This is a genomic window from Novosphingobium sp. B1, assembly GCF_900176395.1.
Classification (GTDB): domain Bacteria; phylum Pseudomonadota; class Alphaproteobacteria; order Sphingomonadales; family Sphingomonadaceae; genus Novosphingobium.
In genome coordinates this window covers 145,001-160,108 of sequence record NZ_FWXL01000004.1, presented here as the reverse complement: position 1 = coordinate 160,108, position 15,108 = coordinate 145,001, and the positions used below count along the sequence as shown (strand labels likewise).

Here is a 15,108-nt window from a genome sequence, read left to right as displayed (position 1 = left end):
GCATGCTCCTGCTGGGCGCGCGCGATCCGATCCTCGTGCCCGAGATATCGCAGCACGAAGTGCAGGTGCGACAAGGCTTTACCGGTGCGGATCTGCTGCTGTTCGGTGCGATCCTCAGTCCCGAAGGCACAAGGGCGGCGCAAGACTACGATATCGTCGTGGTGCTGGAAGGCCCGGTGCGCTCGATCGTGCTGCGCGAAAAGCAGAAGATCGCCGGTGTCTGGCTCAATGCCGATTCGCTCGAGTTCCGTTCAGTACCCAGCTACTTTGCGGTGGCCTCGTCGCGCCCCATCGCCCGCATCGTCGACGACAAGACGGCGGCGATCTATGAACTCGGGCTCAAGTGGCTGCAACTTTCGCCGATCGGCGTCATCGAGCCGCGCGAACAGCAACGCTTCGCTGCAGGACTGGTCGATCTCATGCGGCGGCAAGGGTTGTATCGCGAAGAGGAGGGCGGCGTTAAGATCAGCGGGCAGGTCCTCTACCAGGCCAAGATCAGCTTGCCCTCGAGCGTGCAGACCGGAACCTACACTGCCGAGACCTTCGCCATCCGCCAGGGCAAGGTGGTCGCCTCGGCCATCACCCGCATCGATGTCCGCAAGGAGGGCTTCGAACGCTTCGTGGCCGTCGCAGCCGATCGCAATGGCTGGCTTTATGGTTTGTTTGCGGTCCTTGTTTCGGTCGGCATGGGCTGGCTTGCCGGGCGTCTGTTTGCGCTGGTCTGATGCGGATCGGGCTCTCGCATCATGGTCCGGAACGGATGGGATATTCACATTCTAATCGATGGTTTAGCTGATCTTAACTCGCACGGCATAGGCTCGGACCACAACCAGCTAAGGTTAGAGGGTCTGATTGATGTCCGATATGGGTATGCAGGGGTTCGCACCCGCTGGACAGGCAGGGTATGAGAAAGCGCAAGCCCCCGCACCCTTCACCGCACCGGCATCTCCCGCCGTTTCGGACAATGCCCACCGTCCGATCGGCTTCGTGCGCGAGATTGCCGGCTCCAGCTCGGCAATTGCGCTGCACCTTGGCCGGCTCGAGGAATGCTCCAATGATCCCGATCCTTCCATTGCGCTCTCGGGCAAGGTTGGCAGCCAGATCAAGATCCGCGTCGGCAATTCCTGGCTGCTGGCCAGCGTGCGGACGCAGCGACAGGATACCACCGTCGACGGCGGTGTAGTTGCCCAGATCGACTTCCTCGGCGAAGGCGAAGAGGAGCGCCTGACCGGCCGCATCTACGGTTTCCGCCGAGGCGTCACGCGCTATCCCGTGCCGGGAGCGCTCGTCTATCCTGCAACCAGCAACGACCTCCGCCAGATCTACGCCAGCGACGGGCGCACCAACATCTCGGTGGGCACGGTCTTCCCGACGCGCGACATTCGCGCGGGCATCTATGTCGATGCCTTGTTGGGCAAGCACTTTGCCCTGCTCGGCTCGACCGGTACCGGCAAGTCGACGGCAGCCGCGCTGATGCTGCACCGCATCTGCGAGATGGCCCCATCGGGCCACATCGTGATGATCGACCCGCATGGCGAATATGGCAGCGCCTTCCGCATGACCGGCCAGCTGCTCGACGTGTCCAACCTGCAGATGCCCTACTGGCTGATGAACTTCGAGGAACACTGCGAAGTCTTCATCACGACGACCGGGCCGGAGCGGCAGCTCGATTCCGATATTCTTGCCAAGTGCCTGCTTGCCGCCCGCAGCAAGAATCGCCTGGCAGAGCAGATCGGCAAGATCACGGTGGATTCGCCGATCCCCTATCTGCTGTCGGACCTGCTGATCATCCTGCAGAACGAGATGGGCCGCCTCGACAAGGGTACGAACTCGATCCCCTACATGCGTCTCAAGACCAAGATCGAGGAGATCCGCAGCGATCCCCGCTACCAGTTCATGTTCTCAGGAATGCTGGTCGGCGACACGATGGCCGAATTCATCTCGAAGATCTTCCGGATGCCCGCCAACGGCAAGCCGATCTCGATCATCGATGTTTCGGGTGTGCCGTCGGAAATCACCTCGACCGTGGTCGCCGTGCTCAGCCGCCTGGTCTTCGACTACGCCATCTGGGCGCGCGACGAGGAGACCCGTCCGGTCCTGCTCGTTTGCGAGGAAGCCCATCGCTATGTGCCCAACGAGAAGAACTCGGATGGCTCTTCGGTGGGCCGCATCCTTTCGCGCATTGCCAAGGAAGGCCGCAAGTACGGCGTTTCGCTGGGCCTGATCACGCAGCGCCCGTCCGATCTTGCCGAAGGCGTGCTTTCACAGTGCGGCACGATCATCGCAATGCGCCTCAACAACGATCGCGACCAAGCCTTCGTCAAGGCCGCGATGCCTGAAGGCGCGCGCGGTTTCGTCGACACGATCCCGGCGCTGCGCAACCGTGAATGCATCATCTCGGGCGAGGGCGTGTCCATCCCGATGCGCGTATCGTTCGATGAACTCGAAGCATTGAAGCGTCCGGCTTCCAACGACCCCTCGTTCTCCGAACTGTGGAGCCGTAGCGGCGGCGAAGATCAGGCAGTCGAACGCACCGTGCAGCGCTGGCGCGCCCAGAGTCGCTGACTGGTCGCTGATCAGGCGCTGCCGGTCTGCCCTACAGGCTGGGCGCCATTCGTCCGGCGGTGTCGCCGTCGGCGTGGGTCTTCTCCTCGCATTCCTCGCAAGGGACCGCGCTTGATTGCCGGCGCCAGCCGGGCCTGCGGTAGGCATAGACTGCCATGGCTACGGCTGCTGCCGAACTTACCGGAAACGCCAGCCACAACGCATCAGCGCCGAGGCGGGGGTAGAAGGCATAGTAGAAGCCCAGCCGGACGGGATACATCGCGATCGCCAGGATGATCAGCGGCGCCCAGACCACGCCGCCGGCGCGCATCGTGCCGAACAGGACGACGGTGATACCGAACAGCAGATAGCTCCAGCTTGCCAGGAACTGGATGTGGCGCGCCTCGTCGACCGAGGGGCTGCCCGAGCCGAGGAACAGTTCGAGCGCAGGCCGATCGAACAGCAGGATCAGCGCACACAGCGCTCCGGTCACGCCAAGGTTGAGCAGGACGCCCGAGCGCGAGATGCGACCCAGACGCTGATCCAGCCCGGCGCCGATGGCCTGCGCCGCCATGGCGCTGACCGCAGCCGAAATCGCCATGGCCGGCATCTGCAGGTAGGTCCACAGTTGCAGGGCGGCACCATAAGCCGCGCTGACCAGCAGTCCCTCGCGGTTGACCAGCCCGATCACGACGATCCCGGCGGCGGATATCACCAGCATCTGCGCGCCCATCGGCAGGCCCTTGGTCAGGATATAGCCCAGCTCGTCGCGGCGCGGCCAAAGCCACTTGAGTTCAGGCCCGCGCAGTCGCAGCGGCAGGTCCTTGGCATAGACGTAGGTGACGATGCCGATCATCGCGATGAACGATGCGATCGCGGTCGCAAGGGCTGCACCGGCAATGCCCATTGCCGGAACAGGGCCGAAACCGCCGATCAACAGAGGGTTGAGGCCAACGTCGAGGACCGAGGACAATATCATGAACTTGAGCGGCGTCGCCGCATCGCCACCGCCGCGCAGGCCCATGCCGAGCATGACGGTGATCATCGAGGCCGGCATGGCAACGAAGATCACGCGCAGATAGGTCAGCGCGAAACCATAGGTCTCGCCCGGAGCCCCCATCGCGGTGAGAAGCTGCGGCGCGAAGATCCAGCCCAGGCTCCCGACGACCAGCGACAAAAGCACGCAGAAGCCCACCGCAGAGCCGAAGGTGCGCCGGGCGGCCAGCACGTCGCGCGCGCCGAAGGCCTGGCCGATCTTGACCGTCGCTGCCATGCCGAAGCCGAAAGCGGCGGCAAACACCAGGAACATCACGACATTGGCGTTTGCGGTCGCTGCCAGTGCCCCTTCGTCAAGCAACCGCCCGACCCAGATCGAATTGATCGACCCGTTGAGCGACTGCAGGATGTTGGAAGCGAGCGTCGGCGCCGAAAACAGCACCAGCGTCTTGAGGATGGGGCCGCTGGTTAGGTCGCGCCCTCGTCCTGGTGGTGGTGCCAAGCGATCAGTCCTTCTTCAGCGCGGCAAGCGCGGCGAACGGCCCGGCAGCGGCATCGCCCGCCAGATTGTGCTCCGCCCGCGCCTTGTCGGCATCGGGACCCTCGGCGAAGGGATCGATCGCCAAAGCAAGGCTCTGCGCAACGGCTTCACCCAGATCGAAGCTGGTGCCCTCGTATTCGATCTCGTCGCAATCCTCTGCGGTCAGCTCGATTTCCTCATCAGGCGAATGATCGTTCTGGGGCGGGACAAAGCGCAGGGCGACAGGTTCGTCGATCGTGACTGCGAATTCCTCGCCCGAGATGGCGCAGAACTGCATGATCCTGGCATTGACCTGCCCCCGGGCTTCAAAAACCTGCCCTTCACCTGTCACAGCAAGCGTTGCGCGCATTTCATCGATCGAGGCGAGCTGAAAGCGCGCCGCCAGCCGCTTGCGCTCGTCCTCGGTGGGTTCGAGAACTACCGGCGGTCCGCCTGCCTCGCGGATGTCGAACGTGCGTGAAAATTCCGGGGTCATGTTCATTTTCCGATCTCCGCGTCGAGAACGCGGAACGCCGGGACAAGGTCCAGCCCGGCGGCAAAAGCGCGTACCCGGCGGGTCAGCAGCAGCGGGTCGGTGCCGTCGTGCAGGGTGACGTTGCGGCTGATGGCATCGGCCATCATCGCCTCGTCGCGCGCCGCCAGAGCCTCGCGATAGGCGCCAAGCCGGCCGCCAAGGACGCTCATCAGCTGGCCGACGCGCTTGCCGACGATCACGTCGCCGACGCCGCTCTCGCGCAACTGCCCGTCCATGTCCTCGACAAACAATTCGGTAAGCCTGACTGAAGGCTCGATCAATTCGGCATCGCGCTCCATGCGGATCAGCACGATCGAGAGGATCAGCGTGATCATGTCGAAGCGCCCCGCCACGGAATCGGCCACGCCGCAGCTCTTGTACCACTCCTTTTCGCGCGCAATTTCCACGGTGCGGTGCCACAGCGGCCGCGCCACGGCGCGATCGTCCTGCTTGCGTCCGAACAGCTTGGTGAGAATGGACATCGCGGCAATCCTTGGCACTTGCGCCCGTTCAGGGGCGATTAAATCTGGGCCGTCCAGCAGACCGGTTGGAGCGGTCCGGCAGGGCGGCATTGCGGTAAACCCGATTGGACCCTAAGGGTCGCCAGTCGGTCGTGGCGATATAGGCTGTGCATTCCCGATGCAAACGGGCATGACGGCAACAAGTGAAGAGCGGAGTTTGCGAATGCGGAACAGTCGGCTGATGGTGCAGGGTGCGGCGATAGTTGCGCTCGGCGTGGCCGCTACCGGGTGTGCCAGCATAAAGGACCACCGCGGCTACATCATCGACGAAGCGCTGGTCGCCTCGGTCCAGCCGGGGGTGGACAACAAGCTGTCTGTCGAGCGCACGCTTGGCCGCCCGACGTTCACCAGCCCCTATGGCAAGCAGACGTGGTACTACGTGGCGCAGAACACCAAGCAGCGCCCGTTCACGCGCCCGCGCACGGCAGACCAGTCAGTTCTCGTGGTCGATTTCGATCCGCGCGGGAACGTGACGTCGCTCACGCGCGAGGGCATGGAGAAGGTCGTCCGTCTTTCGCCCGAGAGCGACAAGACGCCGACCCTAGGCCGCGATCGCAGCTTCTTCGAGGACCTGTTCGGCAATATCGGCGCTGTCGGCGCAATTCCGGGCGGGCAGGGTGGCGGTGCCACTGGCGGTTCGGGTCCGAACGGCAGCTGATCGGCTGACGCTTGAATTCACGCCTGCGCCCCACATATCGCAGGCATGGACGACAGCAGGGCGAGCCACGGCCTTATCCAGTGGCACGGCACCACCATCATCGGGGTGAAGAAGAACGGCCGCACCGTCATCGCTGGTGACGGTCAGGTATCCATGGGCAATACGGTGATGAAGCCGAACGCCCGCAAGGTACGCCGCATCGGAGATGGCAAGGTCATCGCCGGATTCGCTGGCGCGACCGCCGATGCCTTCACCCTGTTTGAGCGGCTCGAGCGCAAGCTGGAGCAGCATCGCGGCCAGTTGATGCGCGCTGCGGTGGAACTCGCCAAGGATTGGCGCACCGACAAGTATCTGCGCAATCTCGAAGCGCTGATGATCGTGGCCGATGCCGAGACAATGCTGATTCTCACCGGCAATGGCGACGTCCTGGAGCCTGAAGCCGGGATCGCCGCAATCGGATCGGGCGGGAATTACGCTCTCGCCGCTGCCCGCGCCCTTACCGACTACGAAGACGACGCCGAGAAGATCGCCCGCCGCGCCATGCAAGTGGCGGCCGAAGTCTGCGTCTTCACCAACGACCGCGTGACGGTCGAGGAAATCTGATGCTCGATTCTCTTACCCCCAAAGCCATCGTCCGCGCACTGGACGAACACATCGTCGGCCAGACCGATGCCAAGAAGGCTGTCGCGGTGGCGCTGCGCAATCGCTGGCGTCGCCAGCGCCTGTCAGCCGATCTGCGCGACGAGGTTTCTCCGAAGAACATCCTGATGATCGGGCCGACGGGTTGCGGCAAGACCGAGATCAGCCGCCGCCTCGCCAAGCTGGCCGATGCACCGTTCGTGAAGGTCGAGGCGACCAAGTTCACCGAGGTCGGCTATGTCGGCCGCGACGTCGAGCAAATTGCCCGCGACCTGGTGGAAGAGGCGATCCGGCTCGAGAAGGAGCGCCGCCGCGATGCCGTGCGCGATGCTGCAAGCAAGGCGGCGATGGACCGCCTGCTCAAGGCGCTCGTCGGCGATGGCGCCAGCGAGGCAACGCGCGAGAGCTTCAAGGCACGGCTTGCCGATGGCTCGATGAACGATGTCGAGGTCGAGATCGAGGTTGAGGACGCGCCGTCCGCCCCGATGGAGATCCCGGGCATGCCCGGCGGCATCGGCATGATCAACCTGTCCGACATGATGGGCAAGGCCTTCGGCAAGCAGGCCTTGAAGCGGCGCAAGATGCGCGTTGCCGATGCCTGGGACAAGCTGGTCGACGAAGAGGCCGAAAAACGCATGGATCAGGACGATGTCGCGCGCGAGGCGATCCGCAACGCCGAGACCAACGGCATCGTATTCCTCGACGAGATCGACAAGATCGCGGTTTCGGACGTGCGCGGCGGTTCGGTTTCCCGCGAAGGCGTGCAGCGCGACCTGCTGCCGCTGATCGAAGGCACGACGGTTGCCACCAAGTACGGCCCAATGAAGACGGACCATGTGCTGTTCATCGCCTCGGGCGCGTTCCATGTGGCCAAGCCATCCGACATGCTGCCGGAACTGCAGGGCCGCCTGCCGATCCGGGTCGAGCTGAAGGCGCTGAGCGAGGACGACTTTGTGCGCATCCTTTCGGAAACGCGCGCCAATCTGGTCGAACAGTACCGCGCGCTGATCGCGACCGAGAACGTGACGCTCGACTTCACGCCCGAATCCATCCGCGCCATTGCCCGCACGGCGGCGCAAGTGAACGAAAGCGTCGAGAACATCGGCGCCCGCCGCTTGCAGACGGTCATGGAAAAGTTGCTCGAGGAAGTGAGCTTCGATGCCGAGGACCGCACCGGCGAGACGGTAACGGTGGACGAGGCCTATGTGGCCGAAAAGCTGGCGAACCTTGCCGGCAATGCGGACCTTTCGAAGTACATCCTCTGACAATCACTGGCAGAAGGCAGCGGAGGCAAGGTCATATGTTGCCCCGCTGCCCTGCCAGATTTCGCCGAAATCGAAGTCCGGTTGCGGCGTGAAGATCACCAGCGCGCGGTTCAGGGCGGGGGCGATCAGGTTGCGGGTCTGCGTGCCGTCAACGTCCCCTCTCCGTTCCACCAGCGCGACCTCGTCCTTGCAGCCGGCAAGATTGGCGGAGAAGCTCCAGGTGCCGAGCGCGACGTAACCGAGCGAGGGTTCGCCCTGCCAGAGAATCCGTCGCTGCGCCTCGCCGACCAGCTTTCCGCTCATCAGGGCCTTGTCCAGACGCACCAGATCGTCTGCCGTCCCGAGCAGTCCTGCAGAGGCGCCGTAGCCTGCAACTTCGACCCTGCCGTTCGACGCCGAAAAGGCGGTCTTTTCACCCCTGCGCGCAAACCGCGTGTGCGTCATGCCGGCAGGACGCAGGACGGCGCGTGCCACCAGCCTGGCCAGCGGCTCGCCACTCGCCGCCTCGAGCATCGCACCTGCGACGATGGTATCGCAGTTGTTGTAGCGATAGCGGCCACGCTCGCCCGTGGGCGGCACGATGCAGGGTGTCAGGACGTCCCCGCCGCGACCGCGCGCCCGGTACGGCGGTATCACGCCCTCAGGCACGCCTTCTTCAGGGGAGGCAAGGCCGGAGGTGTGCTGGAAAAGCTCCTTCAGGGTTACAGCGCCAGACGGATGGCCTGCAAAAGCTGGCAGACGGGATGCAATGGTATCGTCCCACCGCGCCTTGCCTTCTTCGACCAGCTTGGCAGCCGTGATCGCCACGATCTGCTTGGTGACCGAACCCATGACCCAGCGTTGGGGCGGCTCGATCCCGATAACGTGGCGCTCGCCGCCATCGGTCAGCACTTCTCCTGTGAAGCCTTTTTCCTTCAGCGCAGCGATGCTCTTGTCGAGTTTTCCTGCGGCCAAGGCAGAGGGACTGACGGCGAGTGCCGTGGCGATTAGAGCAACTCCGGCAAGCGCGCGCATAGGTCGTTCCTTCGTGACAGGCGCTTATACTATCGCCTAAGCCACGATGAGCACACACAGGACAAGGTGCAATGAGCAGCTACCAGACACCCGAAGACCGCCCCGTTTACCGCCTGCTGACCGGCAAGGACGACCGCGCCTTCTGCGAGCGCGTGTCCGAGGCACTGGCGCAGGGCTGGCGGCTCTATGGCTCGCCTTCGATGACTTATGACGGCGGGATGGACTGCATCAAGGTGGCGCAGGCCGTGGTCTGGCACGAGGCGGATGTGGTGAAGTGAGCGTCAAGACATGAAGGTTTTCGTTTTCACGTCAGATTGTCTAACCAATGTTTGGGCGGCTGTCGGAGCGCAGCTTTGGGCGGTGCCTAAGTCCAAATCCGATTCATCAAATAAGGGCCGAAGGACTAAAGCTGGCAAAATGCCGATAGGTGCGTTCGGACTATTATATTGTAGCGCCGATAAGACCTTTACGACACCGTTCGTTGTCCAAGCGCAGGCGGTAGACACAAGCATAAGTCATATTTGGCCAGGTGACTGGATATTGCCTTTTGTCATTCGAACGCTCGGAACACCGCATAAGCGGCTGAGCTGGGCCGACGCTTCGAGTCAGATGCCATCCTGTGTGGCGGGTACGCCTCTACACAAGCTGCTGCATGTGGAGCCACTTACCGTTTTTACTGGCGACGAAGTGACAGATGCCGATTGGTCCTTTCTCATTAAGAACCTCACGCCATAAATTACTCCGCCGCCTCGCTGACTTCGGCGCTCTCCGCCGCCTGCCGCGCCCACATCTCGGCATAGAGCCCATCCCGGCGCAAGAGTTCAAGGTGGCTGCCCTGTTCAGCCAACCGTCCCTGATCGAGCACGAGGATCGTGTCCGAATCCGCGATCGTCGAAAGGCGGTGCGCGATCGAGATTGTGGTGCGGTGGCTGGCAACGGCGCGCATGGTCGAGAGGATGTCCTGCTCGGTGCGGGTGTCCAGCGCGCTGGTGGCTTCGTCGAACAGCAGGATCGGCGGGTTCTTCACTAGGGTGCGGGCGATGGCGACGCGTTGCTTCTCGCCCCCTGACAGCTTGAGGCCGCGTTCGCCGACTTCGGTATCGTAGCCCTGCGGCAGGCGGGCGATGAAATCTGCAATGGCAGCGCCCTTGGCCGCTGCATCGACTTCGTCCTGCCCCGCACCGTCACGACCATAGGCGATGTTGTAGCCAATGGTGTCGTTGAACAGCACCGAGTCCTGCGGGACGATGCCCAGCGCAGCGCGCAAGGAGGCTTGCGTCACGCCCTTGATGTCCTGCCCGTCGATCAGGATGCCACCGGACCATGGATCGTAAAAGCGGAACAGCAGGCGGGCGATGGTTGATTTGCCCGCGCCCGAGGGGCCGACAATGGCCACGCGGCTGCCGGCGGGCACTTCAAACGAGAGGCCGTGCAGGATCTCGCGATCGCGGTCATAGCCGAAGACGACATTGTCGAACGTCACCGATGGGCGGTTGACCACCAGCGCCGGGGCATTGGGCGCATCTGCCACTTCAATGTGCGTATCGATCAGGCGGAACATCTCGGCCATGTCGATCAGGCCTTGCCGGATCGTGCGATAGACCATGCCCAGCATGTCCAGCGGGCGGAAAAGCTGGGTGAGGTAGGTATTGACGAAGACGAGGTCGCCCACCGTCAGCTTGCCCTGCGACCAGCCCCAGACCGTCCACGCCATCGCGCTTGCCATCAGCAGATTGACGATCAGCGCCTGTGCGATGTTGAGAAGGCCGAGGCTGTTCTCGCTCTTCACTGCGGCATCGGCATAGGCGCGCGCCGCCGAGGCGTAGCGCGCTTCCTCGCGCGATTCGGCGCCGAAGTACTTCACCGTCTCGTAGTTCAGCAGCGAATCGACCGCGCGGGCGAGGGCCTGCCCATCGAGCCGGTTCATCTTCTCGCGCAAGTGCGTGCGCCACTCTGTGATGGTCCGCGTAATATAGACGTAGGCGATCACCGCGAAGACCGTTGCGCCGACAAGGCCGAGGCCGAAGTTCAGCCAGAAGATCACGATGACCGCAGTCAATTCGATCACCGTCGGCGCGATGTTGAACAGCAGGAAATAGAGCATCGTGTCGATGCTCTTGGTCCCGCGCTCGATCACCTTGGTGACCTCGCCGGTGCGGCGGGCAAGATGGAAGCGCAGGGAAAGCTTGTGCAGCCGGGCGAAGACGTTTTCGGCAAGATGCCTCGTGGCGTCCTGCCCGACCCGCTCGAACACGATGTTGCGCAAGTTGTCGAACAGCACGCCGGCAAAGCGGCCAAGCGCGTATGCGAGCACGAAGGCCATCGCCACTGTCAGTGCGGGCTGCGCACCCGCTGGCAGCGTCATTGCATCGACGGCTTTCTTGTAGGCGAAGGGCAGGGCCAGCGTCGTCGCCTTGCCAAGCAGCACCATGACCACCGCGCCCATGACCCGGCGGCGCAGCGTCGCGTTGTCCGCCGGCCAGAGGTAGGGGAGAAAGCGCTTGAGCGTGGCCCAGCCATCATGGCGAGCGTCTTTGGATGCGGCGGGCGTTTCTGGAGGCATGGTCCCCAGATAGGGCGCCCAAGCCACTATGCCAGTGCTTTTGCGCTCTCAGAAGCCGGCCAAGGCACGCTTTCCCGAATCGGCAATGCCTGCGGGAAGATCGAACAGGATGCGCCGCGTCGAAAAATCGATCGCCACGCGCTTGAACATGCGCAATTGCGCCATGCCGAGCAGCAAGGCCGGACGCTTGGCCAGTTGCAGGCGATGGAAGGCCGGCGAATCGGCAAAGGCCAGGAAAGTGTTGTTAAGTTGCAGCCCGCTGATGGCGATGGTCGAGGCCATGATCAGGTCGGCGCTCAACTGCTGTCCGGTTACCGAATAGAGCACGGTCTGCTCGGCCTTGCGCCGCCGGGTAAGCGCGTTGCGAAGAGCGATGTTGCCGACCGAGGCATCCGAGCCCGTGTCGATGACAATGTCGGTCGAAATGCCATCGACCAGCGCATTGGTCATGATCAACTGGCCGGAGCGCCGGCGGGCGCTGACCACGATCTCGAACCCGCGCGACCCGCCCAGCGATGCGGCATCGCCGATCACGATGGTGTCCTTGGGAAAGTCGATCAGGACGCGCTGGTCCTGCAAGCTGTCGAGCCCGACGATGCCCTCGGCGCCGATGTGCTGCTGTTCAAGCAGGGGAGCGGTGAGCGTGTAATAGGTCCGCTTGCCGAGGCTGATTTCCTCGACCTCGACCAGTTGCACCGCCTGCGAACCCGCGACGCCGACCACCACGCCATTACCTGCCGGTGGAAGGCCTATGGTTTGCGCCACCTGGCGGGAGACGACGGTGCGCTCCGAACCTGTATCGATCAGGAAGCGAAAGGGACCATGCTCGCCGATGCGGACGGGCACGGTCATCCGGTCATGCCGGTCGGCAAGGGCCTGGACAAGTTCTGGGTTGAGAGGGGGCTGGAGCGGTTCGTCGGCCGCCCGCGCGGGCTCAACCCACGCGAGGGCCATGGCAATGCAAGACAAGTGCAACGGGCGCATACCCTGTTCTCCCGGCGCAAGATTACGCCTCTTGCGGGCCGAGCGCCAGCCTGACTCTTGGTGCTTAACGCCGTGGCAACCCCCCCGGCGCTATCGCGATGCAATGGACAAGGATTCGGCATCATCCGGCTGGCGCGCGCGCGCGATCGGGATCGCAGAAGCCGCGGCGCGGGCCGTGGGCTATGACAAGACCCACATCACGCGCGTCGTCGCCTATCGCGAGATCGATGCCCTGCTCGATTCGATGGGTACCGAGCGACTCGACGCGCTGGAAATCTCGGCAGGATGGAAGTGGCGGCAGCGCCAGTGGGGTAGCTTCACCGAGATGAACTGGCCCGAATACGACATCTGCAACGACGTGCTCGACCGCAAGTTCGACGTGATCATCGCCGACAACGTATGGGAACACCTGCTCTATCCCTATCGCGCGGCGAAGCACGTCCGGGCCATGCTCAAGCCTGGCGGGGTGTTCATCAACATCACGCCTTTCCTGATCCGCTATCACCCTATCCCGACCGATTGTTCGCGCTGGACGCGCCTCGGAATGACGCACTTCCTCGAGGAGTGCGGGTTCGATCCCGCCAAGATCGAGACCGGCGGCTGGGGCAATGCCAGCGCGGTCAAGGCCAATCTGTTTCGCTGGGGCCGGGCCGGCTGGCACAAGCGTCTGCCCAATGACGAGCGGTTCCCGGTTACGATCTGGGCCATCGCGCGGACATGAGCAAACCCGGCGTGACCGAGCCGCGCTATGCAATCGCCGTGCTCGCGCACAACGAGGAGCGCCGCATTGCCCGCTGCCTGAATTCGCTTCCGCTCGATGATGAGCACTTCGCGATCCATGTCGCCGTAAACGGTTCGCGCGATCGCACCGCAGCGATCGTCGGCGAATACGCAGGCCTCCATCGCAACCTGACACTGCATGACTGGGCCGAGCCGGGCAAGGCGCGCACGTGGAACCGGCTGTTGCTCGATACGCTCGCGCAAGGGTTCTCTGCGGTAATTCTCGTCGATGGCGATGCCCAGGTGGCGCCCGGTTCGATTCCAGCGCTGATCGCTGCTCTCGAGGCCTGCCCGCAAGCCCGCATCGCTTCCGCCCCACCCTTGAACGGACGACGCGCTGAGCATTATCGAACGCTCATGGCGAAGTCGCACGGGGTGTTCGGCGATCTCTATGCGCTGCGTGGCAGCTTTCTCGACGCCCTGCGGTCAAGCGGCATCCGGCTGCCTGTCGACCTTGTCGGCGATGATGGGCTTGTCGGTGCCTTGGCCAAGACCGATCTCGGCCCACTGGCGCAGTGGCGCGAGGAGCGCGTGCAGCCCGTGCTGGAAGCCGGGTTTCGCTGTGATCCTTTTGCCTTCGGCGATGTCTCGAGCTGGCGGATGCAATATCGCCGCATGATCAACTACGCGGTGCGCCACTATCAGGACCGCATCATCACGGTGATCCTGCGCGAGCAGGGGCCGCAAGCGTTGCCTGAGCGGCTGTCTGCGCTTTACGCGAAGCACGTGCCCGCGTTCCGGCCGCGTCGTGGCATGTGGTGGTGGTTCGATCGAATGGCGCTGCAGCGCATGGCCAAGGCAACGGCCGCGGTTTGATCCCGGTTCAGGCAGGGGCTTCGGCAAGCGGCTTGCGCCGTACCAGCTGCCACACTTGCACAAGCGCGGTGCGGTCCATGCCATGCAGCGCCGCTGCGTAACTCACCACACCGATGCCCACCAGCACCACGAGATGAATGCCTGGCAATGCAGCGAGCGCCTGCCCGAGAAGGAGCCGGTCCGCCGCCCAGACGACAGCGCCCATGACAAGGCTGCAGATCACCGGCAGTGAAAGCGAGGTTGCCAGGTCACGCAGGCCGAGCCCAAGCGCGGGACGCGAGAGCAGGAGTGTCGCGAGCAGAAGGAGCGGTGCGGCAAGGCACCATGCGAGCGCGACGCCGGGCAGCCCGAAGGCCACCGCTGCGGCAAAGGCGGCCGCAAAGATGATCGCACCAGCAATCGAGGTCTTAACGGCCACGCCGGGACTGCCCACCGCGTTGAGCGCCGGGTTGAACAGGATCTGCACGGTCATGAACGGCATGGCCAGGGCCATCATCTCGACCAGTGGCGGCAGTTCCGCCCAGGTCGGTCCGAAGAGTGTCGCCACCAGCGGCACCGCAGTCACCGCCATGCCGACGTATACCGGAGCAGCGAGCAGCATGATCAGGCGCGCCGAGCGCAGGAAGGCCCGGCGCAGCGCCGGCAGATCGTGCTGCAGGCGGGAATAGGCGGGGAAGGCCACTTCATTGAGCGGCGGCACGAATCGCGAATAGAAGATCGTCGCCAGAAATACGGCCTGCGAATAGACGCCGACCTCATGGGGGTGGAACACCCGGCCGATCAGGAAGATGTCGCTCTGGGTCTGGACGAGCCAGAACAATTGCGTCAGCAGGATGGCCAGGCCAAAGCAGAAAATCGATCCGCAGCCCCGGAAGTCGAAGCTGGGCCAGACCAGTGCCCGCACCATCAGGTTCAATCCGATGGCGCGCACCCAGAACATCGCAATCGGTGCATAGACCAGCGTCCACACGCCGAAGCCCATCCATGCCATGACCAGCGACATGATTGCCCCGGCCAGAGCCGCAGTCATGTTGACCAGCGCCTGGCTGCGGAAGTCGAGCTTTCGACCCATCAGCACTTCGGGAATCGCGATGAAGGGGGTGGAAAGATAGATCAGCGTCTGGACGCGCAGCATCTGGGCCACCACAGGCTGACTGTAATAGTCAGCCACCGCAGGTGCTGCAAACCACTGCACCGCAGCTATCGTGCCGTTTGCAAGCAGGAGCAGTCCGAAGGCCTGCCGGATGCGGTGCTGATCCAGATCGCGCTCCTG

The 15,108-nt window shown here is 63.7% G+C and carries 15 protein-coding genes (1 of these 15 running past the window's edge); 8 read left to right on the top strand and 7 right to left on the bottom strand.

What is annotated here, in order from left to right:
• The first annotated feature begins 2 nt into the window (after positions 1–2).
• A complete protein-coding gene (locus B9A23_RS08750; protein ID WP_084278480.1) occupies positions 3–725 on the top strand; it encodes a TIGR02186 family protein in 723 nt (240 codons plus the stop codon).
• 130 nt (positions 726–855) lie between these two features.
• On the top strand, positions 856–2,565 hold the full coding sequence (locus tag B9A23_RS08745) for an ATP-binding protein (protein WP_084278479.1): 1,710 nt from the start codon (positions 856–858) through the stop codon (positions 2,563–2,565).
• 31 nt (positions 2,566–2,596) lie between these two features.
• Here B9A23_RS08745 and B9A23_RS08740 read toward each other — a convergent pair whose 3' ends face one another.
• From B9A23_RS08740 to B9A23_RS08730, 3 genes are read right to left on the bottom strand one after another with little or no spacing between them, the layout of a single operon-like run.
• Positions 2,597–4,042: an MATE family efflux transporter gene (locus B9A23_RS08740; RefSeq protein ID WP_176217926.1), complete on the bottom strand. Its 1,446-nt coding sequence runs from the start codon at positions 4,040–4,042 to the stop codon at positions 2,597–2,599.
• 4 nt (positions 4,043–4,046) lie between these two features.
• Positions 4,047–4,562, bottom strand: a complete 516-nt coding sequence (locus tag B9A23_RS08735) for a YceD family protein (protein ID WP_254895054.1) — start codon at positions 4,560–4,562, stop codon at positions 4,047–4,049.
• Positions 4,559–5,077: a ubiquinol-cytochrome C chaperone family protein gene (locus tag B9A23_RS08730; protein ID WP_084278478.1), complete on the bottom strand. Its 519-nt coding sequence runs from the start codon at positions 5,075–5,077 to the stop codon at positions 4,559–4,561. Before B9A23_RS08730 ends, B9A23_RS08735 begins: the two co-directional genes overlap by 4 nt.
• A 202-nt stretch (positions 5,078–5,279) precedes the next feature.
• Here B9A23_RS08730 and B9A23_RS08725 point away from each other — a divergent pair, with 202 nt between their 5' ends.
• Genes B9A23_RS08725 through hslU form a run of 3 tightly spaced genes read left to right on the top strand, consistent with a single transcriptional unit; the run spans position 5,280 to position 7,678 of the window.
• Positions 5,280–5,774: an outer membrane protein assembly factor BamE gene (locus tag B9A23_RS08725; RefSeq protein ID WP_084278477.1), complete on the top strand. Its 495-nt coding sequence runs from the start codon at positions 5,280–5,282 to the stop codon at positions 5,772–5,774.
• 45 nt (positions 5,775–5,819) lie between these two features.
• Positions 5,820–6,377: an ATP-dependent protease subunit HslV gene (gene hslV, locus B9A23_RS08720; protein ID WP_084278476.1), complete on the top strand. Its 558-nt coding sequence runs from the start codon at positions 5,820–5,822 to the stop codon at positions 6,375–6,377.
• Positions 6,377–7,678 (top strand): ATP-dependent protease ATPase subunit HslU, encoded by a 1,302-nt coding sequence (hslU, locus tag B9A23_RS08715; protein ID WP_084278475.1) that lies wholly within the window; start codon positions 6,377–6,379, stop codon positions 7,676–7,678. The genes hslV and hslU overlap by 1 nt, the downstream gene beginning before the upstream one ends.
• A gap of 3 nt (positions 7,679–7,681) precedes the next feature.
• Here hslU and B9A23_RS08710 read toward each other — a convergent pair whose 3' ends face one another.
• On the bottom strand, positions 7,682–8,692 hold the full coding sequence (locus tag B9A23_RS08710; RefSeq protein ID WP_084278474.1) for a serine hydrolase domain-containing protein: 1,011 nt from the start codon (positions 8,690–8,692) through the stop codon (positions 7,682–7,684).
• A 71-nt stretch (positions 8,693–8,763) separates the two neighbouring features.
• Between B9A23_RS08710 and B9A23_RS08705 the strand changes: the two genes are divergently transcribed.
• Complete coding sequence (locus tag B9A23_RS08705) at positions 8,764–8,970, top strand: DUF1737 domain-containing protein (protein ID WP_084278473.1); 207 nt, start codon at positions 8,764–8,766, stop codon at positions 8,968–8,970.
• A 458-nt stretch (positions 8,971–9,428) separates the two neighbouring features.
• Here B9A23_RS08705 and atm1 read toward each other — a convergent pair whose 3' ends face one another.
• Positions 9,429–11,255 carry a heavy metal ABC transporter ATP-binding protein/permease Atm1 gene (gene atm1 / locus B9A23_RS08700; RefSeq protein WP_084278472.1) on the bottom strand — a complete coding sequence of 609 codons (1,827 nt, stop codon included), beginning with the start codon at positions 11,253–11,255 and terminating at the stop codon, positions 9,429–9,431.
• Between the two features lie 48 nt (positions 11,256–11,303).
• On the bottom strand, positions 11,304–12,209 hold the full coding sequence (locus B9A23_RS08695) for a retropepsin-like aspartic protease (protein ID WP_254895053.1): 906 nt from the start codon (positions 12,207–12,209) through the stop codon (positions 11,304–11,306).
• A 133-nt stretch (positions 12,210–12,342) separates the two neighbouring features.
• Here B9A23_RS08695 and B9A23_RS08690 point away from each other — a divergent pair, with 133 nt between their 5' ends.
• Together B9A23_RS08690 and B9A23_RS08685 are read left to right on the top strand one after the other, a co-directional pair.
• Positions 12,343–12,960, top strand: a complete 618-nt coding sequence (locus B9A23_RS08690; protein WP_084278470.1) for a class I SAM-dependent methyltransferase — start codon at positions 12,343–12,345, stop codon at positions 12,958–12,960.
• Positions 12,957–13,835, top strand: coding sequence for a glycosyltransferase family 2 protein (locus B9A23_RS08685; RefSeq protein WP_084278469.1), 879 nt, complete (start codon positions 12,957–12,959; stop codon positions 13,833–13,835). The genes B9A23_RS08690 and B9A23_RS08685 overlap by 4 nt, the downstream gene beginning before the upstream one ends.
• Positions 13,836–13,842: 7 nt before the next feature.
• Here B9A23_RS08685 and B9A23_RS08680 read toward each other — a convergent pair whose 3' ends face one another.
• Positions 13,843–15,108: the 3' portion of a lipopolysaccharide biosynthesis protein gene (locus tag B9A23_RS08680; protein WP_084278468.1), read on the bottom strand. The gene runs 249 nt beyond the window's last position; only the last 1,266 of its 1,515 coding nucleotides appear in the window; its start codon lies beyond the right edge, outside the window; it ends in the stop codon at positions 13,843–13,845.

Coding starts and splice junctions, on each gene's coding strand:
- B9A23_RS08750 (WP_084278480.1), top strand. CDS start 3: ATGCTCCTGCTGGGCGCGCGCGATCCGATCCTCGTGCCCGAGATATCG.
- B9A23_RS08745 (WP_084278479.1), top strand. CDS start 856: ATGTCCGATATGGGTATGCAGGGGTTCGCACCCGCTGGACAGGCAGGG.
- B9A23_RS08735 (WP_254895054.1), bottom strand. CDS start 4,562: ATGAACATGACCCCGGAATTTTCACGCACGTTCGACATCCGCGAGGCA.
- B9A23_RS08730 (WP_084278478.1), bottom strand. CDS start 5,077: ATGTCCATTCTCACCAAGCTGTTCGGACGCAAGCAGGACGATCGCGCC.
- B9A23_RS08725 (WP_084278477.1), top strand. CDS start 5,280: ATGCGGAACAGTCGGCTGATGGTGCAGGGTGCGGCGATAGTTGCGCTC.
- hslV (WP_084278476.1), top strand. CDS start 5,820: ATGGACGACAGCAGGGCGAGCCACGGCCTTATCCAGTGGCACGGCACC.
- hslU (WP_084278475.1), top strand. CDS start 6,377: ATGCTCGATTCTCTTACCCCCAAAGCCATCGTCCGCGCACTGGACGAA.
- B9A23_RS08710 (WP_084278474.1), bottom strand. CDS start 8,692: ATGCGCGCGCTTGCCGGAGTTGCTCTAATCGCCACGGCACTCGCCGTC.
- B9A23_RS08705 (WP_084278473.1), top strand. CDS start 8,764: ATGAGCAGCTACCAGACACCCGAAGACCGCCCCGTTTACCGCCTGCTG.
- atm1 (WP_084278472.1), bottom strand. CDS start 11,255: ATGCCTCCAGAAACGCCCGCCGCATCCAAAGACGCTCGCCATGATGGC.
- B9A23_RS08695 (WP_254895053.1), bottom strand. CDS start 12,209: ATGGCCCTCGCGTGGGTTGAGCCCGCGCGGGCGGCCGACGAACCGCTC.
- B9A23_RS08690 (WP_084278470.1), top strand. CDS start 12,343: ATGGACAAGGATTCGGCATCATCCGGCTGGCGCGCGCGCGCGATCGGG.
- B9A23_RS08685 (WP_084278469.1), top strand. CDS start 12,957: ATGAGCAAACCCGGCGTGACCGAGCCGCGCTATGCAATCGCCGTGCTC.